The following is a 21947-nucleotide window of genomic DNA, read 5'->3' on the forward strand; positions in this document are numbered from 1 at the left end:
GGCTCAAGCGGAATAAAGCCCCTTGTCCCGCGCCTTCTGGATCGCGAGCGCGGCGATCAGGTCGAGCGTCGGCGTCGACAGGCCGGCGGTGCGGGCGAAGGCGGCGGGCGCCTTCACCAGCACGTCGATCTCCATGGCGCGGCCGAGCTCGTAATCCTGGAGCAGCGACGGCTTGTGGTTGGGGGCGGGGCCGCTGCGCGTCACGCGCTTGACCTCGGGGATGAAGTGCTGCGCGATGTCGTTGGCCTCGTTCAGCATGCGCGGAATGACCTCGGCAAAGGCCGGGTCGTCACGCACGCCGCGCGCGGTCTGGCCGGTGAGCAGGCACAGCACCGACAGTGACATGTTAGTCAGGAGCTTTGACCAGATCGCCTCGCGGATCTCCGCCACCGGCGGCGATTCCAGCCGAGCATCGTTGAGAACGCCGCGAAGCCTGGTGATGCGCTCGCAATTGCGGTCGTCGCATTCGCCGATCAGCAGGCGGTTGCGGTCCGGCGTCAGGTTCTGCACCACACCGGGCGCGGTGACCTCGTTGGAGGAGAAGACGACGCCGCCGACGATCCGCTCTTTCGGGATGCAAGCGCGCAAGCGCCCGCCGGGGTCGAGGAAGGAAATGTCGGGCGGCGTCGGATGCCGCGGCGGCAGGCCGATGCCGTACCACCAGGGAATACCGTTCTGCGCAAAGACGATCGCGGTGTCGTCCTGGAGCAGCGGTTTTATGCTGGCGACCAGCCCCGTCAGCGCGGTCGCTTTGAGCGTGCTGATCACGACGTCCTGCGGGCCGAGCTGGGCCGCATCGCCGGAGGCGTTCACCTTGGCGGTGACCTCGGAATCGCCGACGCGCAGCTTCAGGCCATTGGCGCGGACCGCCTCCAGATGGGCGCCGCGCATCACGCACGAGACCTCATGGCCGGCGCGGGCCAGCCTGACCGCGATATGGCTGCCGACGGCGCCCGCGCCGAAAATGCAGATGCGCATGGTGTGATGTCCCGTCCCTGATCCCGTGATGTCGCCCGGCAGCAGCATGACACAAGCCGCCATGCGATGGACGCGGCCGCCCTACGCCGGAAAGATATGGATCGGGATGAGTTGCCTCAGCCATAGTGGGCGGCAAACAAGATGCCCGGAGGATCGCCGATGACTGCCAACCCCGTCCTGTGGACCCTCGATGAGCGTGGGGTTGTGACCGTCACGTTGAACCGGCCTGAAGTGAACAATGCCTATGACGGCGCATTGATCGCAGGCGTGCTCGCGGCCATGGACGATCTCGGCAGGAAGTCCAACCTTCGCGTCGTCGTGCTCCGGGGCAATGGCAAGCATTTCCAGGCCGGCGCCGACCTCAAATGGATCAACGGCGTGCGGCCGCAATCGGCCGAGGCGAACGAGGCAGCGTCGCGGGCGACCTTCGAGGCCGTGCAGCGGCTCAATACCTTGCCAATCCCGACCATCGCGCTGGTGCAGGGCGGCTGTTTTGGCGGCGGCACCGGCGTGATTGCCGCTTGCGACGTCGTGATCGCGGCGGACAATGCGCTGTTTTCGATCACGGAGGTGCGCTGGGGGCTGACCGCCGCGATCATCATCCCGCAGCTTTGCGATGCCATTAGTGTACGGCAAGTCCGCCGTTACGCGCTGACAGGCGAACGCTTCGGCGCCGAAGACGCCCGCCGCATCGGCCTCGTCCACGAGGTCGTCCCGCTCGCCGAGCTGGAGGCTGCCGGCGCCAAGGTGGTCGAGCAGCTCCTTGCCAACGGACCGGAGGCGATGGCCGAGACCAAGCGGCTCGCGCTGGAGAGCTCGTTTGGCGGGATGGCGGTGGACGATGCCGCGTACAAGCGGCTCGTGCACCTGCATTCGGTCAAGCGTCAGAGCGCGGAGGCGGCGGAGGGCCTAGCGTCGTTCGCCGAAAAGCGCGCGGGGCGTTGGAGCAACCAAGGGTAGATTTTGCTCCGGCGATGTGCTGGATGGCCACCACTATCGAGAGTGTGGGGGCTGAGAGGTCATGCGTCGGAAGTTCATTCTTGCACTGCCGTTGCTCGTCGCAATCTGGCCCGGTCATGCAAGCTCCGATGACAGCGTCGTCTGCAATGACGAGAAGGTTGCCTCCAACATACGCATCGAGATCTGCACAAGACTGCTCGATCAGGAGAAGAACAAGGAGAGCCGATCCCGACTGCTGGCCCGCCGCGCCGATGCCTATTTTGACAAGGACGACTTCGCACATGCGTTGACCGATTTCGACGAAGCGATTGCAAGTCATCCGGGGAATGCTGACGCCTTCATGCATCGCGGTTTCCTGCACTGGTACCGTCTCGAAGATGACGCCGCGTTCAAGGATTTCGATGGGGCGCTCCGGCTTGATCCGGCGCCATCGCGCCTGTTGTCCCGGGGGCGGAGATACGTTTTGCTGCGACAGTTCGATGCTGGGATCGCCGACATGACACGGGCGATCAAGCTCGATCCTCGTTCCAGGGACGCCTATGCGGATCGCGCATGGGCTTACAGCCGGAAAAAGGCATTCGATCTCGCGATCGCGGACTATGACCGGTTGCTCAAGCGTGACCCGAGCGACGGCCGCAGTACGCTGGCGCGTGACAATGTGCGCGCGGCGAAGGGCGCAGGTGTGAAATCCATCGATGAATACGGCCGCATGTTGGTTGCGCGGCTGCAAATCGAAAAGTCCTACCCGCGGCAGGCCGTCAGCGACAGGGTCGAAGGGGTGGCGGAGCTTGCATTCAGCATCACCCGCTGGGGATTGCTCGCGGCGAGCAGCGTGAAAACCAGCTCAGGCTCGGCCATGCTGGATGAGGCGGCGCTCAATACCCTCAGGCAGGCACAACCGTTCCCGCCATTGCCTCCCGGCAGCAGGTCGATCGAGGCCTTCGTGATCTCACTGATCTATCGAAATCAGTCGGAACGTTAGGCGCCTTGAGCTCGGTTGCGAGCTCAGCAACCGCGGCAGATGTTGTTGATACTGCGATAGACGGCATCGTCGTCCTGCCGCATCTGGCGCATCGATTCGAGCGTCTTGCTTTCCGCGCTGGGCTCCGGCTTGCGCTTGGCGGCCAGCGCCGCTTCCTGACGTTGGTAACACGCTTCGCGCTCCGGCTTGGCCTGGATGAACCGGCATTGCGCGACCTCGGCGCGGGCCGGGGCCGTACCGCCCATGATGCCGATCGCGATGGCGGCAGCCACGCATATTCTTGATCCCATCGTCATTCCCTCGAACCACACATTATCCCACAGCAACCCGATACCATCTGCATCGGACCTCCGTCCCAATTCTCGTCGGCGGCGGTTCGAAGCGAATCTCCGTAATTCCGCGGGGCCTTCCTTAAGGGTTCAATCATTCCCCGCCATTAGGGTTACGACAATTGTCACGCCATGGTGTCGAATGCACAGACAAGTTTTGGGACTTTGGAAAGCCGGATCGATCGTCGCCGCGGCGGCAGGGTTGCTGGTTCTGCAACCGGCTGCCGCTTCACCGCGATTGATCTCTCTGGCATTCAATTCCCAGCTGGGGAGCCCGCAGCAAATCGGAGCCGATGAGTTTCGCCAGAAGCTGGTGGCATCGGCCGGCAAGCGCATCGTGATCGACGAGCGCGCCACCAACGCGCTCGGCAGCGAGAACGCCATCCTGGCGGCGACCCGGGCCGGCTCGGTCGATATGGCGGTGCTGTCGGGGTCTGTGGTCAGTTCGGTCGTCCCCGAACTTGGCGTGTTCGACATTCCCTTCCTGTTCCGCGACACAGCCCACGCGAAGGCCGTGGCGCAAGGTCCGGCCGGCGCGGCGATCGCCACTAAATTCGCGGACAAGGGGCTGACGCTGCTGGCGATCGGCCGACAGGGATTTCGCAACGTCACGAATTCCAAACGGCCGGTTCGCTCGCCCGAGGATATCAAAGGGCTCAAGATTCGCGTCATTCCGAACGAGATCTACCAGATGACGTTCAAGGCGCTCGGCGCCGAAGTGGTCCCGATGGAATTTCCGCTGGTCTACACCGCGCTGAAGGACGGCCGGCTCGATGGGCAGGAAAATCCGGTGCCGACCATCGCCGGCTCCCGGCTCTACGAAGTCCAGAAATACCTCACGCTGACCGGTCACTTCTTCGCGCCGATCGCATTCGTCGCCAACCGTGCCATGTTCGAACAGCTTCCGCCGGCCGATCAGGCCATGCTGATCGCGCTGGCGAAGGAGGGAGCGGAGGCGACCTGGCAGGCGAAGCTCGATGCCGCGTCGCTCGAGCAGGTGCGTAGCGGCGGCATGGACGTCATCGAGACATTCGATCGCCAGCCCTTCGTCGACGCGGTCAAGCCGCTCGATCAGGAATTCGAGAAGCGGTTTGGCAAGGATCTGCTCGCCGCCATCCGCTCCACCCGTTGAAGAATTTCGGATTTGCCATGAAATTATCGCACATGATGTCCCGCGTCGGCGTTCGTCCGCGCGTGTTCGGCGGCTTCGCGCTGGTTCTCAGCTTTCTGGTCCTGCTCGCGGGCTTCGCCATGGTCCAGGTCGAGCGGATCGGCGGAACGGTCAATGAGCTCGTGACCAGCGCTGCCGGCGACGCCGGCATGTCGCAGGCACGGGCCGCGCTTCTGGAGGCGAACTCGGCAGTCGAGAAATTCATCCGAACCTGGAATGTCGGCGACAAGGATGCCGCGGCCAAGGCGATCGACGGCGTCGGCAAACTGGCCGATCAGGTCGACCGGCAGTTCGGCAAGCTGCAAGCGATCGCGGAAGGCATCGGCCCGGTCAAGACCGCGCTGGAAACCTATCGCTCGTCGTTCACCGCGGCAGCGGAGGCGGCGGATCGGCTGCGCGCCGCGACCACGAAAACCGACGCGCAAGGTGCAGCCGCCGGCCTCAATGTCAGCGGCATCCAAGTTGCGCTCGCCAACCGGTCCGAGGACGCGGAACGGCTGGTCAACCCGATGCGCCTGGCCGGCGTCGTTGACGCGCTGCGGATCACCGTGATGCGCTATGGCTCCACTTTGTCGACGGGCGATGCCGACGACGCCAAGCAGGCGTTGTCCTATGCCCAGCTGGCGATCGCAGACACCGAAGCTGAGCTGGCGGGGGCGAGCGACGCGAAGCTGAAGGCACTGGTCGCAGCGCTCAAGACTGCGATCACTGCCGACGCGGCCGCGCTGGACGAGGTCATCAAGGTGGCCGCCGATCTGCGCGCCAGGCAGGCCGAATTGAAGAAGGCCAGTGCGGCAATCGACGACCACGTCAACAAGATCAACGCGAAGCTCGGCACCGTGCGCGCCGAGCAGGGCGACAAGACCGCGGCAGCGGTCGATCAGACCAAGCAGACCGTCATCGCGACCGCGGCCGGCGCGCTGCTGCTGGGAGCGGTGCTGGCGTGGTTGATCGGCGCCAGCGTGTCCGGTCCGATTCGCAGCATGACCGACCGGATGCAATCGCTGGCGGCGGGCGAGCTCGATGAGCCGATCCCCGGCGGCGACTCGCGCGACGAAATCGGCCGCATGGCGCGCGCCGTCGAGGTGTTCCGCGAAAACGCGCTGGCGGTTCGCCGCATGGAAGGCGAGGCGACGGCACAGCGCGAAGCCAGCGAGGCTGACCGCGCCCGCATGATGTCGGATCTTGCCGGCCGCTTCGAGCAGGGCATGCAGGGAGTCATTTCCGGTGTCGGCGGCCGTGCCGACGACATGGGGCGCAGCGCCGAGGAGTTGGCAAAGGTCGCCGAACGCGGACGCGGGCTCGCCGAAGCGGTCGCGACCCGCGCCGAGCAGGCATCGATGAATGTGCAGACCGTCGCCTCCGCCACCCAGCAACTCGCGGCCTCGATCCGTGAAATCTCGAGCCAGGTGCACCGCTCCGTCGCGGTCTCGAACAGGGCGACCGACGAGACCAACCGCACCTCAGAATTGATGCATGGGCTGTCGGATGCGGCTGAGAAGATCGGCACCATCATTCAGCTGATTCAGGCCATCGCCAGCCAGACCAATTTGCTGGCGCTGAATGCGACCATCGAAGCGGYGCGCGCCGGCGACGCCGGACGAGGCTTCGCGATCGTCGCCAGCGAGGTCAAGAGTCTCGCCACCCAGACGGCGCAGGCGACCGAGCAGATCGCGAGCCAGATCGCGACGATCCAGAGTGCGACCGGCCAATCGGTTCAGGCGATCAGGCAGTTCGGCTCCACCGTCAAGGAAATGGCCGACATCGCCACGGCGATTGCCGCGGCGGTCGAAGAGCAGGGCGCGGCCACGGGCGAAATCGCGCGCAACGTCGAGGAGGCGGCCAACGGCACCACGGCGGTGACGCAGGAAATCGGTCAGGTGCGCGCCGTGGCGGGCGAGACCGACGCCGGCGCCGAAGCCGCCCTCACGGTCGCAGCCGCCCTCAAGCAGCAGGCGGATTCGATGAGGTCGAACGTCGACGATTTCCTCCACACCATCCGCTCGGCGGCCTGAACCCGGAGAAGCCGGCGACGCCACGAGGGCGCACGAGGCGGTCTTACAGCACCGGTAGCAGCGCGCTCTTCAATTCGCGCAAGAGAGCCTGCACCGCGGCGGCGTTGCGCCGCCGCTCGGGGATCGCGGCCTTGACCCACAGCTCGGGAATTGGAAAGTCGCGCAGCACCGGCTTGAGCGTACCGTCGCGCAGGGCATCCGCCACGAGATAATGAGAGATCAGCGCGATGCCGTTGCCGGCGGTCGCGCTGCGCGCCAGCACATGGCCCTCGTTGGAGGAGAGCAGCGGGCTGACCTGGACGCTGATGCGTCCGCGCGGGCCGTCGAAGATCCACTCCGGTCCCGTCGGCAGGAAGCTGAGGCAGCGATGGTCGACAAGGTCGCGCGGGTGCTTTGGCGCGCCGTGCTTCTTCAAATAGGCCGGTGAGGCGCAGAGCAGCCGTTTCAGCGGACACAGCGGCTCGTCGACCACACCGCCGAAGGAATGAGGGAAGGCGCCGATGGCGATGTCAAAGCCTTCGGTGACGGGATCGACCGGGCGGTCGATCAGCACGATCTCGAGTTTCAATCGCGGGTTCTGCGTCTGGAAGGCGCTGAAGGCGTCGGCAAGGCGCGCCACGGTGAGCGAGGTCGGCGCCTTGATGCGGAGGTGATCGACGAGATCGTGTCCCTTCTCGCCCATCCGCGAGAGCAGGTCGGTGGCATCGGCGACGACACTGCGGGCGCGATGCACATAGCGCTGGCCGGCTTCCGTCAGGCGCAATTGCCGGGTCGAGCGATGGAACAGCGGCGCGCCGATCCGCGCCTCCAGTTGCGTGACGCGCTTGGCCACGACCGAGGTCGAGACATTGAGCTTGCGCGCGGCGGCAGAGAATCCGGCCGCATCCGCGGTGGCGAGGAAGGCCTGAAGGTTCACCAGGATGTCCATGTCGACCTTTCTCGATTCGAGAAAGCTGATCGCATATTTTGGTGGATTGTAGCTCGCCCTGCGTTAATTCATAGTCGGCTTCAAGCAAGAGATTTTGGGAGCGGACGCGCATGCGGGCCATGATGATCGAAGAACCGGCACGCCAGGTGCCGCTCTACGGCGAATATGAAGTCGTCGTTCTCGGCGGCGGCCCTGCCGGCATCGTGGCGGCGGCGTCAGCGGCGCGCGCCGGACGAAAGACGCTGCTGATCGAGCGCTACGGATTCCTCGGCGGCATGGGCACGGCTGCCGGCGTCACCAATTTCTGCGGCCTGCATGGCAATGTCTACGGCCAGGCCCACCGGCTGGTGCAGGGCATGGCGTCCGATCTGCTGGCGCGGATCGATCATTTGAACGGCCTCAACGCGCCGCATCTGATCCTCGGCAAGGTCTTCGCCCAGGCCTATGACACCGCGGCCTACAAGATCGCGGCCGACGAACTGCTCGCAAGCCACAAGGTGCACCTCCTCTTCCATGCGCTCGGCGCCGGCGTCGTGATGGGCGATAACAGCCGCATCGATGCGCTGATGGTCGAGACCAAGGCCGGACGGCAGGCGGTCCGCGCCGAGATCTTCATCGATTGCTCCGGCGACGGCGACCTCGCGGTCTGGGCCGGGGCGCCGTTCGAGGTCGGCGATGAGCACGGCCATCCGATGTACCCCTCGATGATGCTCCGTCTCAACGGCATCGATCCCGAGAAGGCTGGCGATGCCTGGCGGACCATCCCGCAATTGATGGAGAAGGCGATCGCCGCCGGCACCCACACATTCCCGCGCAAGAGCGCGATCGTGCGACCGCAGAAATCAGGCATCGAATGGCGGGTGAATTTCACCCAAGTGGCGCGCGAGGACGGCCATGCCATCAACGGCATCGAGCCCGACGACCTCACCCGCGGCGAGATCGAGGGCCGCAAGCAGGCGCTGGCCGCATTCGAGTTCCTGCGCAGCACCGTGCCGGGCTTCGAAAAGTGCTACATCGTCGATTTGCCGCCGCAGCTCGGCATCCGCGAGACCCGCCGCATCAAGGGCGGCTACCAGCTCAGCGGCGAGGACGTGCTCGGCTGTGCCTCGTTCGCGGATTCGATCGGCGTCAATGGCTGGCCGATCGAGGCCCATGTTCCCGGCGACGTCGTCTTCACGTTCCCGCCAATCCCGGAATCGCGCGGCTATAACGAGCTGCCTTACCGGATGCTGGTGCCCGAGGGCGTCGACAATCTCCTCGTCGCCGGCCGCTGCGCCTCGATGACCCATGAGGGGCAGTCGGCGGCGCGGGTTTCCGGTGCCTGTTTCGTGATGGGGGAGGCCGCCGGTTCCGCCGCGGCGCTGGCGCTCTCAGGAAACCGCATCCCGCGCGACATCCCCATTGAAAAATTGCAGGAAACGTTGAAACAACAGGGCGCCTTCATCGGGCGGGACCAGCCCGTGCCCGAAGGTTTGTGACGGTTGTAACATTACGACCGAGAGAACGACGACGGAGGACACGGGATGATCGGGATTGCGCGGCTCGCACTGGCTGGCCTGATGACGATCACAGCGATGGGCACGGCCCGGGCCGAAGACGCGCTGAAGGCCAGGATCGGCGTGCTCCGCCTGTCGTCGTCCGCGCCCGTCTTCATTGCGCAGGACAAGGGCTATTTCCGCGAGGCCGGTCTCGACGTCGAGCTGAAGTTCTTCGATGCGGCGCAGCCGATCGCGGTCGCGACGACCTCGGGCGACATCGATTTCGGCGTCACCGCCTTCACCGCCGGTCTCTACAATCTCGCCGGCAAGGGCACGCTGAAAGTGATCGGCGGCATGAGCCGCGAGAAGGCCGGTTATCCCCTGATCGGCTATTTCGCCAGCAACAACGCCTATGCCGCCGGGCTGAAGACGCCGAAGGACCTCGCGGGCAAGCGCGTGGCCGTGACGCAGGTTGGCTCGTCCTTTCACTATTCGCTGGGGTTGCTCGCCGACAAATACGGTTTCAAGCTCACCGACGTGAAGATCGTGCCGCTGCAATCGCTGTCGAACGCGGCCGCCGCACTGAAGGGCGAAACCGTGGATGCGGCGCTGCTGCCGATCTCCACCGCGCGAAAGCTGATGGACGAGGGCGGCGCGAAGTTTTTGGGTTGGGTCGGCGACGAGACGCCCTGGCAGCTCGGCGCAGTGTTCGCCTCGCCCAAGACGCTGACCAACAAGGTGCTGGTGACAAAATTTCTCGGCGTACTCGCGAAAGCCGACCGCGAATATCACGACGTCATCCTCGCCGCGATGAAGGACGGCGTCGCGCCCATCAACGACAAGACAAAACCGTTGCTGGAGATCATCGCAAAATACACCAATTTGCCGGTCGAGCAGGTGGTCGGCAATTGCGCCTATATCGATCCCGACGGCAAGCTGGACGTCAAGAACGTCGACAACCAGATCAAATGGCTCCAGGAGCAGGGCTTTGCCGACAAGGGCTTTGATGCGAACGCGATCATCGCCAAGGATTTTGTGAAGACGGATTGAGAGTAGAACGCAGCTTATGGACCTGATCGCCAACCACATCAGCCACCGTTTCGGCGACCTCGCCGTGCTCGACGACGTTTCCTTCACCGTCGGCGCTGGCGAGGTGGTGGCGATCGTCGGTCCGTCCGGCTGCGGCAAGAGCACGCTGCTGTCGATCCTCGGCGGGCTGTTGCAGCCGACCTCGGGCGCGCCGGAGCTGCGCGGGACGCCGCCGGCGGACAGCCTCAATCCGCTGACCTTCGTGTTCCAGGATTTCGCGCTGCTGCCCTGGGCGACGGTGGAGGAGAATGTCGAATTCCCGCTGCTGCATACCCAGCTCTCGGCCGTGCAGCGCCGCGCGCTGGTCGACGACGCCTTGCGCCGCACCGGCCTGACCGACTTCCGCACAACCTATCCGAAGCAGCTCTCCGGCGGCATGCGCCAGCGCGTCGGCATTTCGCGCGCGCTTGCGGTCAAGCCCGCCATCCTGCTGATGGACGAGCCGCTCTCGGCGCTGGATTCGCAAACCCGCGAATTGCTGATGGAAGACTTCGTCCGCCTGCTCGCCGATGGCGGCATGGGCGCGGTCTATGTCACCCACAATCTCGAGGAAGCCGCACGGCTCGCCGACCGCATCGTGGTGCTGTCGCGGCGGCCGGGCCGTATTCGCGAGGTCGTGACCGTACCGATGACGCGCACCGAGCGCGGCGAGATCGCTGCGCGTGAAAAGCTGCTGGCGCTTCAGAACCAGATCTGGTCGCTGATCCGCAACGAGGCGATCGACGCCGAGCGCGAGGTCCAGCATGCTTGATCGCGCGGGGACGTCTGCGAAGGATGACACGACGCGGCGCGTCCGTTTTCGCGGCGCCGGGTTCGTGCCCGCCAGCAGCCGCTTCGGCGGCTGGATCGCGCTCGCCCTCGTCATCGCGATCTGGCAGGCGGCCGGCAGCGCGGGGCTCGTCAATCCGCTGTTCCTGCCGGCGCCGGCTGCGATCGCGCGGGCGATCTACGAGCTCGCGATGTCAGGCGCGCTCTGGCAGCATCTGTCGGCCTCGATACTGCGCATCGGCGTCGGCTGGGTGCTGGGAACGGCGGCCGGCGTCGCGGTCGGCTTCGCCATCGGCCTGTCGCGGCTTGCGCGCAGCGTCGGCATCACCTTCATCTCGGCGCTGTTCCCGATCCCGAAGATCGCACTGCTGCCATTGCTCATTCTCTGGCTCGGCATCGGCGAAGAGCCGAAGATCGCGACCATTGCGCTCGGCGTGTTCTTCTCCACCGCGATCTCGGTCTATAGCGGCGTCGATGCGGTGCCGCGCAACCTCATCCGCATGGCGCAGAGTTTCAACGTTCCCTTCGCCACCATCGTGCGCAAGGTGATCTGGCCCGGCGCGCTACCCGCCATCCTCGCCGGCTTCCGCATCACCGCGTCCGTCGCGCTGCTGCTCGTCGTCAGCGCCGAGATGATCGGCGCCCAGTACGGGATCGGCGCCTTTGTGCTTCAGGCCGGCAATCTGATGCAGACGGACCAGCTGCTCGCGGGCGTGGTGATCCTGTCGGTGTTCGGGCTTGTGGTCGGGAAGGTGATCGGCTGGCTGGAGGTTAAATTATTGCACTGGCGGTGAGGCATACTCCCGTCATTGCGAGGAGCGAAGCGACGAAGCAATCCAGACAATCTCCACAGAAAGATTCTGGATTGCTTCGCTTCGCTCGCAATGACGATGTGGCTAGCAGCGTCGCCTACGCGTTCCCGCGATCCTCGCGGAACAGATCCAGCTTCTGCTGCACCGGGCGATCCGAGAAGCTGAACAGCACGGCGTCGTCTTCGGCCTCGTGCGTCACCCACTGCCAGCTCGGCACCACGAACAAGTCTCGTGGGCCCCATTCGAAAACGGCATCACCGATCCGGCTGCGTCCCTTGCCCTCAATCGGACAGAACACGGTCGCATCGGTCGCGCGGTAGCGTGCGGTCTTGAAACCCTTCGGCAGCAATTGGATGAAGGTGCCGATGGTCGGCATTGCGAAATCGCCGGTCTCGGGGTTGCTGAATTTCAGCTTCAAGCCGTGGCAGGCGTCCCACTCCTGGCTCGCGCGTGCCTTCTCCAGCGCCTCGCGGGTGTAGGCATAGGGATAGCTGAAGATCGGTGAGGTCTTGGACGATCGCTTTGCGTCGACCGGCAGCAGATTGTGGCCGTAGCGTGCGAAGCTGTCGCCGGCGGGCTTTGTGATCCTCTGCTGGTCGTCCTTGGAACCTTCCGCAAAAGAACAGTCGAGGAACTGCACCAGCGGGATGTCGAGGCCGTCGAGCCAGAACATCGGCTCATCGGTCTCGTTGGAATGATCGTGCCAGGTCATCGACGGCGTGATGATGAAATCGCCGGGCTCCATCGCGGTGCGCTCGCCGTCGACCGCGGTGTGGGCGCCCTTGCCTTCGAGCACGAAGCGCAGCGCCGACTGGCTGTGGCGGTGCGCGGGCGCGACGTCGCCGGGCACCACCATCTGCACGCCGGCATAGAGCGAGGTCGTGATTTTCGACTGGCCGCGCAGGCCGGGGTTCTCCAGCACCAGCACGCGCCGCTCGGCTTCCTTGGCCGTGATTAGTCGGCCCGCTTCCGTCATGTAGTCGCGGATGACGTCGAATTTCCACAGATGCGGGCGGCAGGCGCTCTTCGGCTCCGGCGTGATCAAATCGCTCATCACCGTCCACAGCGCGGTGAGGTTTTCGCCGTCGATCTTCCGGTAGAACGCCTCGCGTTCCGGCGTCTTGGTCACGGCTTCCATGGTGCGGCTCCCGTTCGTTTTGTTGATTGACAGTATACTGACGATCTAGGTAGCGTCAACGTGACGAACGGCCTACAAAGCCGCTGTCATTCCGGGGCGCGCCGAAAGGCGCGAGCCCGGAATCCATACTCCCGATCGTGGTTATGGATTCCGGGCTCGACGCTAGCGCGTCGCCCCGGAATGACGAATAAAATACAGGGAGGGTTCCGATGAAGCTGCACGGCTATTTCCGCTCCAGCGCCGCCTATCGGGTGCGGATCGCGCTGAACCTCAAGGGCCTCGGCGCCCAGCACCTGCCGCATCATCTTCGCAAGGGCGAGCAATGTGCGCCCGCCTATCTCGCCATCAATCCGCAAGGGCTGGTGCCGACGCTGGAGAACGATGCGGGAGCGGTACTGACCCAATCCGTCGCCATCATCGAATGGCTCGACGAGACGCACCCCAATCCGCCGCTGCTGCCGAAGGATCCGCTGCCACGCGCCAAGGTCAGGGCGTTCGCGCTGGCGATCGCCTGCGACACCCACCCGGTGCAGAATTTGAAGGTGCTGGCGCGGCTGCGCGAGCTCGGGCTCGCCGAGGAGAAGGTTCAGGACTGGGCGGCGTGGGTCAACCGCGAGGGGTTGTCGGCCTGCGAGACGCTGGTCAGGGACGAGGCGGGGCCGTTCTGCTTCGGCGATGTGCCGACGCTCGCCGATCTCTGCCTGGTGCCGCAGCTCGCCAATGCGCGCCGTTTCGGCGTCGATGTGTCGGCATATCCGCGGCTGCTGAAGGCGGAGGCTGCGGCAAAGGCGCTGCCGGCCTTCGCAAGCGCCGCCCCGGAGAAGCAGCCCGATGCCGAGTAAGCCCGCCCCTCCGATCACGATAGACGCGGTCTATGCCGCGCCGGGCTATCTGTTCCGGCGCATGCAGCAGATCGCAGTCTCGATCTTCATGGAGGAGTGCAAGGCGTTCGATCTCACGCCGGTGCAATACGCCGCACTGATCGCGATCCACACCCATCCCGGCATCGACGCGACACGGCTGTCGGCGGTGATCGCTTTCGACCGCTCCACGCTCGGCAGCGTGATCGAGCGGCTGCAGGCCAAGGATTTTATCGAGCGCAAGCCGGCACCCGAAGACAAGCGGATCAAGCTGCTTTATCTGACGAAATCAGGCGCCGCGATCCTGCGCGAGATCATCCCCGCCGTCGAGCGCGCTCAGGCGCGAATGCTGGAGCCGCTGAAACCCGCCGACCGCAAGGCGCTGATGGGGCTTTTGGTGCAGCTCGTCGACCTCAACAACGAGGCCTCGCGCGTGCCGCTGCGCGCGGAGGACGCGCTGGAGCATCTGGGGAAGGGTGGGTGAGGGGGGCGTCTCTCGTGTTTAGTGACGCCGTTGCCCCAGTCTCAACTGTCATTCCCCGCGAAGGCGGGGAATCCAGTACGCCGCGGCTTCTCCGCATCCCTCGCCGTCTCGGAATACTGGATCGCCCGCCTTCGCGGGCGATGACAGCGAGTTTGGGACTGCTACATCCTCAACAACGCCTGCCGATCAATCTTCCCCGTCCCCGTCTTCGGCAGCTCGTCGATGAAGATCACCTCGCGCGGATATTTGTAGGGAAGCAGCTTGCCCTTGACGTAATCCTGTAGCCGCCGCGTTGCCTCATTCTGATCGGTCGCGCGGTTGTTCATCACCACCACCGCCTTCAGCGTCATGCGGCGGTCCGGCAGCTCGGCAGCGAACACGGCGCATTCGCGGATGTCGGGGTGGTCGGCGAGGCACAGCTCGACTTCGAGCGGGTAGACCCACTGGCCTGAGATCTTGATGAGGTCGTCGGCACGGCCGCGGAAGAAGTGGAAGCCGTCGGCATCGCGCACGAAACGGTCGCCGGTGTAGATCCAGCCGCCCTCGCGGATGGTCTCGGCGGATTTGTCCGGCCGGTTCCAGTACAGCGGCGTGTTGGAATCGCCGCGCACCCACAAGATGCCTTCCTCGCCGTCGGCGACGTCGCGGCCGTCCTTGTCGCGCAGTGCGACCTCGTAGCCCGGCACGCRCAGGCCGGCGGCGCCGAGCTTCTTCTGCGCGGGGCGGTTGGAGAGATAGATGTGCAGCACTTCGGTCGAGCCGAGGCCTTCGACGATTTCGAGGCCGGTGAGCGTCTTCCAGCCGTTGAAGACGTCCGCAGACAAGACCTCGGCCGCGGAAAGCGACATGCGCAGCGACGAGAAGTTGGTCTTGTCTGCTCCCTCCGCTTTGGTCAGTGAGGTGTACAGCGTCGGCAGGCCGAAGAAGACCGTTGGCTTGTATTGCTCGATCGCGGCAAAGATCGATGCAGGCTTCGGCTGGCCCGGCAACAGCAGCGTCGCGGCACCCGCGGAGAACGGGAAGGTGACGGAATTGCCGAAACCGTAGGCGAAGAAGATCTTCGGCACCGAGAAGCAGATGTCGCCGGGCGTCAGCTTCAGCACGTTCTGCGCAAAGGCGGCATCGCTGTAGGCCATGTCGTGCTGGAGATGCACGATGCCCTTGGGCCGGCCGGTCGAGCCGGAGGAGTACATCCAGAACGCCATCTCGTCGCGATGGGTGTCCGCTTCCGCGAGCTCGGCCGGGAACTGCGCGAGCCAGCCGGGCGCCGCGATCGCCGCAGGCGCGGCGTGGTCGCGCGCTTCGCCGTTGACGACGATCAGCGTGCGCAGGCAGGTCGCCTTGCAGGCCTCCGCATCGAAGCGCGTCGCGAATTCGGCATCCGCCACCGCGACCGCCGCGCCGGAATCGGCGAGATAGAATTGCAGCAGGTCCGGCGGCGTCAGCGTGTTGATCAGCAACGGCACGAAGCCGGCGCGCACCGCGCCGAAGAAGGCGGCCGGATAGGCCGGTGTGTCGTCGAGGAACAGCAGCACGCGGTCGCCGCGCTTCAGGCCGAGCGATGCGAACCCGTTGCCCCAGCGGCAAGCTTCCGCGCAAAGCTCGGCATAGCTGCGCGTCCCCGCGGGCCCGATCAGCGCGGGCTTGTCGCCGCGGCCCTTGGCGAGCTGGTCGAACAGCACGCGGCTGGCATTGTAGGTTTGCGGAATGGCAAAGCCGATTTCGCGGGCGCCCGGGCTGTCGGCGGGCACCTGATCGCGGATCTCGCTGCTCATGCGGCATCTCCGCCGTTCTTCTCGGCCTCGTAGCGCGTCATGAAGGCGGGCGACATCGTGCGCAGCCGGGGGTCGTCGATGCGGCCGGAGCGGGTGATGTAGCTGTAGGCGAAGTCCATCAGGCCGAGCTGCATGTGCTGGGCGAAGTGCTCGTACCAGAAGGCCGAGGTGCGCGCGGCATTGACGAGCTTCTGCACCACCGGTTTTCGCGCGGCCTGATAACGGTGCAGCGCGGTCGACAGATGCGCATCCGACTCCAGCGCCTTGACCAGCGCAATGGCGTCCTCGATCGCGAGCCGCGTCCCCGAGCCGATGGAGAAATGCGCCGAGTGCAGGGCGTCGCCGAGCAGCACCATGTTCTTGAACGACCAGTGCTCGTTCCAGACCCAGGGAAAGTTGCGCCAGACCGACTTGTTGGAGACCAGGCAGTGGCCGCCCAGCGTGTCGGCAAAGACCTCCTCGCAGACGCCCTTGCACTGCTCGGCATCCTTGTAGGCGAAGCCATAGGCCTGCCATGTCGCGTGGTCGCATTCGACCAGGAAGGTGCTCATGGTCGGGGAGTAGCGATAGTGATGCGCATTGAAGGCGCCGCGGTCCGTCTTCACGAAGGTCTGCGACAGCGTGTCGAAGCGTTTCGAGGTCCCGTACCAGACGAACTTGTTGGAGGAGTAGGACAGCGACGTGCCGAAATCGCCCTCATAGGCGCGCCGCACCAGCGAATTCAGCCCGTCGGCCGCGACGATCAGGTCGTGGCCGTTGAGCTGGTCGATGGCGTGGATCTGCGTGTCGAAGCGCGGCGTGACGCCGGCGTCGAGCGCGCGCCGCTGGAGGAACTGCAGGAGCTCCAGCCTGCCGATCGAGGAGAAGCCGACGCCGTCGATGGCGACGCTGTCGCCGTGAAGGTTCAGCGTGATGTTCTCCCAGCTCTCCATATGCGGCGCGATCGCATCGACCGTTTCGGGGTCGTCGGCGCGCAGGAATTCCAGGGCCTGATCGGAGAACACGACGCCAAAGCCCCAGGTCGCGTCGGCCGGGTTCTGTTCGAACAGGTCGACTTGATCCTCGGGGTGACGCTTTTTCCAGAGATAGGCGAAGTAGAGCCCACCGGGCCCCCCGCCAATCACGGCGATCCGCAACGTCTGCCTCCCTAATTGACAGTATACTTACTATCTAGGGGTACACTAATGTGCTCCGGCCGTCCGCGCCAGCGGAATTATCGAAGGCGGGGCGCGTCGAAGCTTACTCCCGGACACGCGCCAGGCGCGTGTCCGGGGCAGTGACGTTGCGAACCATAGCCAAACCGCGCGAGCTTGGCCATCCGGGGTCAGACGCAGCGCTTCACGTAGACGCCGTTCACCAGCACCCTGGTACAGCGGACCGCGGGAACCGGCTTGCGCACCACGACGGCCGCATTCGGCCCGGCACAGCCGGCGCGGTAGACGCCGCGGGCGCACACCACCGCGTTGGCATCGGTAGACTCAAAGGTCATGCTCGCGCCGAAGGCGAGGAGCGCGGCAGCAATAAGCAGAAATGAACGCATGTCTTTCTCCGGTCTTGTCGTGATCGAAATCGGTTACTTGCAAAGGGTTTGTCGCGGCAGGCGCGCGAAAATTCATTCGCGCGCGGCCGGTCGGTGGCGCGCGCTTGGCGCGCAATCCCGCGCCGCTTATCGCGCCGCGAATGGCGCCAGCACTTCCTTGCAGGCGGGTGACAGCGACGCGGCATTGCTGGAGATGCATTGCACGATGCGGCCCCCGCCCGGCGCGACGCCGGCGCAGAGCGTGCGGATGTCGGCACCGCAGGCCGAGCGCACGATGAACAGTTCTTCGCGCGGCCGTAGCGGGCGCAGAACGATCACGGCCGGCGCCGCCGCCGGTGCTGCTGCCGGAGGAGCTGCGCCCGCAGGTGCTACTGTCGCAGCAGCGCCGCCGCCACCAGTTGCGGCGCTCACCGCCTTCTCACAGGCCGGCGAAACCTTGGCCTTGTTCTTCTCGAGACATTCGAGGGCGGGGGCGCCACCCGGCGGCACGCTGGCGCACACCTTGGGATAATCGGCGCGGCACGCGCTCTTGACCGCGGCAATCTGCGTGCTGCTCGGCTGCTTTGACGCCGCCGCTTTCGGAGCGGCTGCGGCGGCGGGGGCCGCTTCGGTCTTTGCCGGTTCGGACTTGGCGGGTGCAGCTTCAGTCTTCGGCGCCGCAGCGGGCTCGACCGCGCGAACCGCGGTCTGGCATCCCGATGACAGGCTGGACATGTTCTTCTGGAGACATTGATACGCCTCCACGCCGCCGGGCGTGACACTCGCGCAGTGCGCCATGAAGTCCGAGCGGCATGCGGAGCGGATGGCGCTCTTCTGAGCGTCGGTCGGCGCTTGCGCGAATGCGCCTGTTGCAGTTGCGAAGAGCGTTGCCGCCAGCAGCGCGCGACGCGTTGATGCATGTTTCAACGTGTTGAACATTTGGGTAAATTCCCTGCCCTGTCGGTCACGCCGACGACTTTTAAATGTAATGCAAGCAATCATTGCGGGTGATGCCGCGTGCATCATCATTGGCTGCCTCGGCCTCTACCGCAAGTAGATTATACGGGCGCAATTGCGACGTAACTAGAGCACAGCACGATCCGGAAAAGTGTGCCGCGGCTTTCCCTCGCGACAAACGCGGAATGCGTTGGCGCGGAGATCATGCTCAAACAATACGGCGTCAGAGCTTGACCATGCGCTTGCCGCGGTTCTCTCCCGCCAGCAATCCGATCAGCGCCTTCGGCGTATTCTCCAATCCGTCGATGATGTCCTCCTGCACCTTCAGCTTGCCGGATGCGACCCAGCCCTGGAGGTCGGCGAGCGCGCGCTGGCTCTCCTTCATGTAGTCCATCACGATGAAGCCCTGCATGACGAGCCGCTTCACCACGATCAGGCCGGGCACGCCGCGCGGGCCGTGCGCGGCAGGTGCGCCGTCATATTGCGAGATCGCGCCGCAGCAGGCGATGCGGCCGTAATTGTTCATCTGCGGCAGGCAGGCTTCCAGAATGTCGCCGCCGACATTGTCGAAATAGACGTCGATGCCTTTTGGCGCCGCCGCGCGCAGGGCCTTGAACACCGCGCCGTCCTTGTAGTCGACGGCGGCATCGAAGCCGAGCTCGGAGGTCAGCCAATTGCACTTGTCTGCGCCGCCGGCGATGCCGACCACGCGACATCCCCTGATCTTGGCGATCTGCCCGACGATCGAGCCGACGGAGCCGGCCGCCGCGGACACCACGACGGTCTCGCCCTCTTTGGGCTTGCCGACCTCCAGTAGGCCGAAATAGGCGGTGAGGCCGGCGATGCCGTACACGCTGAGCAGATGCGTCATCGGCTCCAGCTTCGGCATTTTCGTGAGATGCTTTGCCGGCACCGCGGCAAACTCCTGCCAGCCGGTGTCGCCGAACACGATGTCGCCGGCAGCCAGCCCCGGCGCCTTCGAGCTGACGACCTCAGCGATGCCGCCGCCGGCCATCACGCTGTTGGCCTCGACCGCGGAGCGATAGGTCGCGCCGTGCATCCAGGCGCGGTTGGCGGCGTCGAGCGAGATGTAACGCACCTGCAGCAAGGCCTCGCCGTCCTTCGGCTCCGGCATCGCACCCTCGACCATCTTGAAGTGCTCGGCACCGAGCTTGCCGCTGGGCTTTTCGACCAGAAGAATCTGGCGATTGATGCTGCTGCTCATGGCGTTTCCTCTTCGTTTGCTTGACGATTATTGATGCAGCCGCCGCAAAGAAAACGTGCAAGCCGCATTCGTTGTGCGCTGCATGAAGGCTAGATCGCGCCGACCCGTTTCGCAACGGGAACATCAGGCCATCGCGCGAGCACGCCAAGCGTGTTGCGTCGTCGTCATATCTGCGACATCATGAAGCGCCGGTGTAGGTGGGGGTAAGCGATGTCGAACAAGTTTACGCAATACATTCTGGCCGCGATGGTGCTGGGCATCGTCATGGGGGCGGCGATCTTCAACTTCCTGCCTGACACCAGAGCCGAATGGGCTTCCTCCATCAACCTGATCGCCATGATGTTCCTGCGCTTGATCAAGATGATCATCGCGCCGTTGGTGTTCGCGACCCTGGTCGGTGGCATCGCGCATATGGGCAGCGGTTCGCGGCTCGGGCGCATCTTCGCCAAGACCATGGGCTGGTTCGTCAGCGCGTCCTTCGTGTCGCTGCTGCTCGGCCTCGTCATGGTCAATCTGCTCCAGCCCGGCGCGAACTTCCCCGGCACGCTGCCGCAGGCGGGGCAATCGACCGGCTTGCCGGTCTCGGCCTTCTCGATCGAAAAATTCCTGACCCATCTGATCCCGACCTCGATCGCAGACGCCATGGCGCAGAACGAGATCCTGCAGATCGTGATCTTCGCCGTGTTCTTCTCGGTGGCGATGGGCTCGATGCCCGAACGGTCGAAGCCGATCCTGGCAATGATCGACGACGTCGCTCACATCATGCTCAAGGTGACGAGCTATGTGATGCTGTTCGCCCCGCTCGCGGTATGGGCCGCCATCACGGCCACTGTCGCCAAGAACGGCCTCGGCGTGCTGTGGAAGCTCATCGTCTTCATGGGTGGCTTCTATCTCGCGCTTGGGATCCTGTGGGTCATCCTGATGATCGTTGGCTTTATGGTGATCGGGCCGCGATACAGCCATCTGTTGAAGCTGATCCGCGAACCCCTGATGATCGCGTTCTCCACCGCGAGCTCGGAAGCGGCCTATCCGAAGACGCTGGAGGGGCTGACCAAGTTCGGCGCGTCGTCACGGATCTCGAGCTTCGTGCTGCCGCTCGGTTACTCCTTCAATCTCGACGGCACGATGATGTACTGCACCTTCGCGAGCATATTCATCGCGCAGACCTACCACATCGAGATGTCGCTCGCGACGCAGCTGGCGATGCTCGCGACGTTGATGATTACCTCCAAGGGCGTTGCCGGCGTACCGCGCGCATCCCTCGTGGTGATCGCCTCGACGCTGTCGCAGTTCGGCATCCCCGAGGCAGGCCTGCTGATGATCATGGGCATTGACACGTTCCTCGACATGGGACGCAGCGCCACCAATGTCATCGGCAATTCGCTCGCGACCGCCGTGGTCGCGAAGTGGGAAGGTGAGCTCGGGCCCGAGCACGAGCTCGGACCCGGCGAAGCGACGACGCCGGACATGGTTCCGGGCGAACTGCCCGCGATGGCCGGCCATTGACGGGAGTGCATCATGCGCCTTTCAACGGCGATATCGGGTGGCCTGTTGCTGGCGGCGTGCCTGCTGGCAACCGGCGCCTCCGCCCAGACCGGCGGCAGCGAAGGGCTTAGCCCGACGCTGTCGGCCATCAAGAACAGGCACACCGTGCGGCTCGGCTATCGCGAAAGCTCGCCGCCGTTCTCCTTCCTCGACCAGTCGGGCCGTCCGATCGGCTACAGCCTCGAACTCTGCGAGGCCATCGTCGAGGAGATCGGCGTCGAGGTCGATGATCCCGATCTGAAGATCGATTACGTCAAGGTCACCTCGGACGACCGCATCGACGCCGTGCTCCAGAACAAGATCGACCTGGAATGCGGTTCGACCACCGCCAATGCCGAGCGTGGCAAGCGCGTCGCGTTCTCGCCTTTGATGTTCGTCGCCGGCACCAAGCTGATGGTGCCGAAGGCGTCAAAGGTCCAGTCGTTGACCGATCTGAAGGGCAAGACCGTGGTGGTGACGAAGGGCACCACCAACGAGCAGGCGATCCAGGCGGCCGACAAGAAGTCCTCGCTCGGCCTCAACATCGTCACCTCGCCGGATCACGAGCAGTCATACCAGATGCTCGTCGACGGCAAGGCCGATGCGTTCGCGACCGACGACATCCTGCTCTCCGGCCTGATCGCGCGCCACAAGGCGCAGGACAAGTTCCGCGTCACCGGCGACTATCTGTCCTACGATCCCTACGGCATCATGTTCAGGAAGGGCGAGCCGCAACTGTCGGCGGTGGTCGAGCGCACCTTCCGCAAGCTCGGCTCCAATCGCGATCTCGTTCCGCTCTACAACAAATGGTTCAACGCGCGGCTGCCCACCGGCGAACGCCTGAACGTGCCGATCTCCCTGCAGCTGGAGGAAGCCTTCAAGGCGATGGACGACTCTGCCAGCGCGAATAATTAGCGGCGGCTTCTCTTACCCTCCCCCTCCAGGGGAGGGTGGG

At 64.9% G+C, this 21947-nt stretch carries 21 protein-coding genes; 12 read left to right on the forward strand and 9 right to left on the reverse strand.

Annotation, left to right across the window (positions count from 1 at the left end):
* Positions 1 to 3: 3 nt before the first annotated feature.
* The gene (locus AB4Z51_RS00760) at positions 4 to 978 is read right to left on the reverse strand and encodes a ketopantoate reductase family protein (RefSeq protein ID WP_166353464.1); all 975 of its coding nucleotides are present in this window, start codon (positions 976 to 978) and stop codon (positions 4 to 6) included.
* A 159-nt stretch (positions 979 to 1137) separates the two neighbouring features.
* On the opposite strand from AB4Z51_RS00760, the gene AB4Z51_RS00765 reads away from it, so the two are divergent.
* Positions 1138 to 1938, forward strand: a complete 801-nt coding sequence (locus tag AB4Z51_RS00765) for an enoyl-CoA hydratase-related protein (protein ID WP_441496825.1) — start codon at positions 1138 to 1140, stop codon at positions 1936 to 1938.
* A 61-nt stretch (positions 1939 to 1999) separates the two neighbouring features.
* Positions 2000 to 2920 (forward strand): TonB family protein, encoded by a 921-nt coding sequence (locus AB4Z51_RS00770; protein ID WP_441496826.1) that lies wholly within the window; start codon positions 2000 to 2002, stop codon positions 2918 to 2920.
* Between the two features lie 23 nt (positions 2921 to 2943).
* Here AB4Z51_RS00770 and AB4Z51_RS00775 read toward each other — a convergent pair whose 3' ends face one another.
* Positions 2944 to 3192 carry a hypothetical protein gene (locus AB4Z51_RS00775; RefSeq protein ID WP_441496827.1) on the reverse strand — a complete coding sequence of 83 codons (249 nt, stop codon included), beginning with the start codon at positions 3190 to 3192 and terminating at the stop codon, positions 2944 to 2946.
* A 199-nt stretch (positions 3193 to 3391) separates the two neighbouring features.
* Here AB4Z51_RS00775 and AB4Z51_RS00780 point away from each other — a divergent pair, with 199 nt between their 5' ends.
* A complete protein-coding gene (locus AB4Z51_RS00780) occupies positions 3392 to 4381 on the forward strand; it encodes a TRAP transporter substrate-binding protein (RefSeq protein ID WP_028148334.1) in 990 nt (329 codons plus the stop codon).
* Positions 4382 to 4398: 17 nt separating this feature from the next.
* Entirely contained in the window at positions 4399 to 6435 is a 2037-nt protein-coding gene (locus tag AB4Z51_RS00785) for a methyl-accepting chemotaxis protein (protein WP_441496828.1), read from the forward strand.
* 43 nt (positions 6436 to 6478) lie between these two features.
* Here AB4Z51_RS00785 and AB4Z51_RS00790 read toward each other — a convergent pair whose 3' ends face one another.
* Positions 6479 to 7363: a LysR family transcriptional regulator gene (locus AB4Z51_RS00790; protein WP_441496829.1), complete on the reverse strand. Its 885-nt coding sequence runs from the start codon at positions 7361 to 7363 to the stop codon at positions 6479 to 6481.
* A gap of 110 nt (positions 7364 to 7473) precedes the next feature.
* On the opposite strand from AB4Z51_RS00790, the gene AB4Z51_RS00795 reads away from it, so the two are divergent.
* From AB4Z51_RS00795 to AB4Z51_RS00810, 4 genes are read left to right on the forward strand one after another with little or no spacing between them, the layout of a single operon-like run.
* Complete coding sequence (locus AB4Z51_RS00795) at positions 7474 to 8841, forward strand: FAD-dependent oxidoreductase (RefSeq protein WP_441496830.1); 1368 nt, start codon at positions 7474 to 7476, stop codon at positions 8839 to 8841.
* Positions 8842 to 8886: 45 nt separating this feature from the next.
* Positions 8887 to 9891: an ABC transporter substrate-binding protein gene (locus AB4Z51_RS00800; RefSeq protein WP_441496831.1), complete on the forward strand. Its 1005-nt coding sequence runs from the start codon at positions 8887 to 8889 to the stop codon at positions 9889 to 9891.
* A 16-nt stretch (positions 9892 to 9907) separates the two neighbouring features.
* Positions 9908 to 10681 carry an ABC transporter ATP-binding protein gene (locus tag AB4Z51_RS00805; protein ID WP_028159948.1) on the forward strand — a complete coding sequence of 258 codons (774 nt, stop codon included), beginning with the start codon at positions 9908 to 9910 and terminating at the stop codon, positions 10679 to 10681.
* Entirely contained in the window at positions 10674 to 11492 is an 819-nt protein-coding gene (locus AB4Z51_RS00810; RefSeq protein WP_441496832.1) for an ABC transporter permease, read from the forward strand. Before AB4Z51_RS00805 ends, AB4Z51_RS00810 begins: the two co-directional genes overlap by 8 nt.
* Before the next feature lie 115 nt (positions 11493 to 11607).
* On the opposite strand, the gene gtdA is transcribed toward AB4Z51_RS00810, so the two are convergent.
* Positions 11608 to 12648, reverse strand: coding sequence for a gentisate 1,2-dioxygenase (gtdA, locus tag AB4Z51_RS00815; RefSeq protein WP_441496833.1), 1041 nt, complete (start codon positions 12646 to 12648; stop codon positions 11608 to 11610).
* Between the two features lie 209 nt (positions 12649 to 12857).
* Between gtdA and maiA the strand changes: the two genes are divergently transcribed.
* Positions 12858 to 13490 (forward strand): maleylacetoacetate isomerase, encoded by a 633-nt coding sequence (maiA, locus tag AB4Z51_RS00820; RefSeq protein WP_354118633.1) that lies wholly within the window; start codon positions 12858 to 12860, stop codon positions 13488 to 13490.
* Entirely contained in the window at positions 13480 to 13992 is a 513-nt protein-coding gene (locus tag AB4Z51_RS00825) for a MarR family winged helix-turn-helix transcriptional regulator (RefSeq protein WP_212485708.1), read from the forward strand. Before maiA ends, AB4Z51_RS00825 begins: the two co-directional genes overlap by 11 nt.
* Before the next feature lie 161 nt (positions 13993 to 14153).
* Here the strand turns inward: AB4Z51_RS00825 and AB4Z51_RS00830 are convergent, their stop codons facing one another.
* From AB4Z51_RS00830 to AB4Z51_RS00850, 5 genes are all read right to left on the reverse strand, one after another.
* The gene (locus tag AB4Z51_RS00830; protein ID WP_441496834.1) at positions 14154 to 15767 is read right to left on the reverse strand and encodes a benzoate-CoA ligase family protein; all 1614 of its coding nucleotides are present in this window, start codon (positions 15765 to 15767) and stop codon (positions 14154 to 14156) included.
* Positions 15764 to 16903: an FAD-dependent monooxygenase gene (locus AB4Z51_RS00835; protein WP_441496835.1), complete on the reverse strand. Its 1140-nt coding sequence runs from the start codon at positions 16901 to 16903 to the stop codon at positions 15764 to 15766. The genes AB4Z51_RS00830 and AB4Z51_RS00835 overlap by 4 nt, the downstream gene beginning before the upstream one ends.
* A 188-nt stretch (positions 16904 to 17091) precedes the next feature.
* A complete protein-coding gene (locus AB4Z51_RS00840) occupies positions 17092 to 17307 on the reverse strand; it encodes a hypothetical protein (RefSeq protein WP_028148322.1) in 216 nt (71 codons plus the stop codon).
* A 126-nt stretch (positions 17308 to 17433) separates the two neighbouring features.
* Entirely contained in the window at positions 17434 to 18225 is a 792-nt protein-coding gene (locus AB4Z51_RS00845; RefSeq protein WP_441496836.1) for a cysteine rich repeat-containing protein, read from the reverse strand.
* 241 nt (positions 18226 to 18466) lie between these two features.
* A complete protein-coding gene (locus tag AB4Z51_RS00850) occupies positions 18467 to 19468 on the reverse strand; it encodes an NADP-dependent oxidoreductase (protein ID WP_441496837.1) in 1002 nt (333 codons plus the stop codon).
* A gap of 210 nt (positions 19469 to 19678) precedes the next feature.
* On the opposite strand from AB4Z51_RS00850, the gene AB4Z51_RS00855 reads away from it, so the two are divergent.
* Positions 19679 to 20974 carry a dicarboxylate/amino acid:cation symporter gene (locus tag AB4Z51_RS00855; protein ID WP_166074360.1) on the forward strand — a complete coding sequence of 432 codons (1296 nt, stop codon included), beginning with the start codon at positions 19679 to 19681 and terminating at the stop codon, positions 20972 to 20974.
* A gap of 12 nt (positions 20975 to 20986) precedes the next feature.
* Positions 20987 to 21907 carry an amino acid ABC transporter substrate-binding protein gene (locus tag AB4Z51_RS00860; protein WP_441496838.1) on the forward strand — a complete coding sequence of 307 codons (921 nt, stop codon included), beginning with the start codon at positions 20987 to 20989 and terminating at the stop codon, positions 21905 to 21907.
* The last annotated feature ends 40 nt before the right edge of the window (positions 21908 to 21947 follow it).

Source organism: Bradyrhizobium sp. 2TAF36 (assembly GCF_052114925.1).
Taxonomy (GTDB): Bacteria; Pseudomonadota; Alphaproteobacteria; order Rhizobiales; family Xanthobacteraceae; genus Bradyrhizobium; species Bradyrhizobium barranii.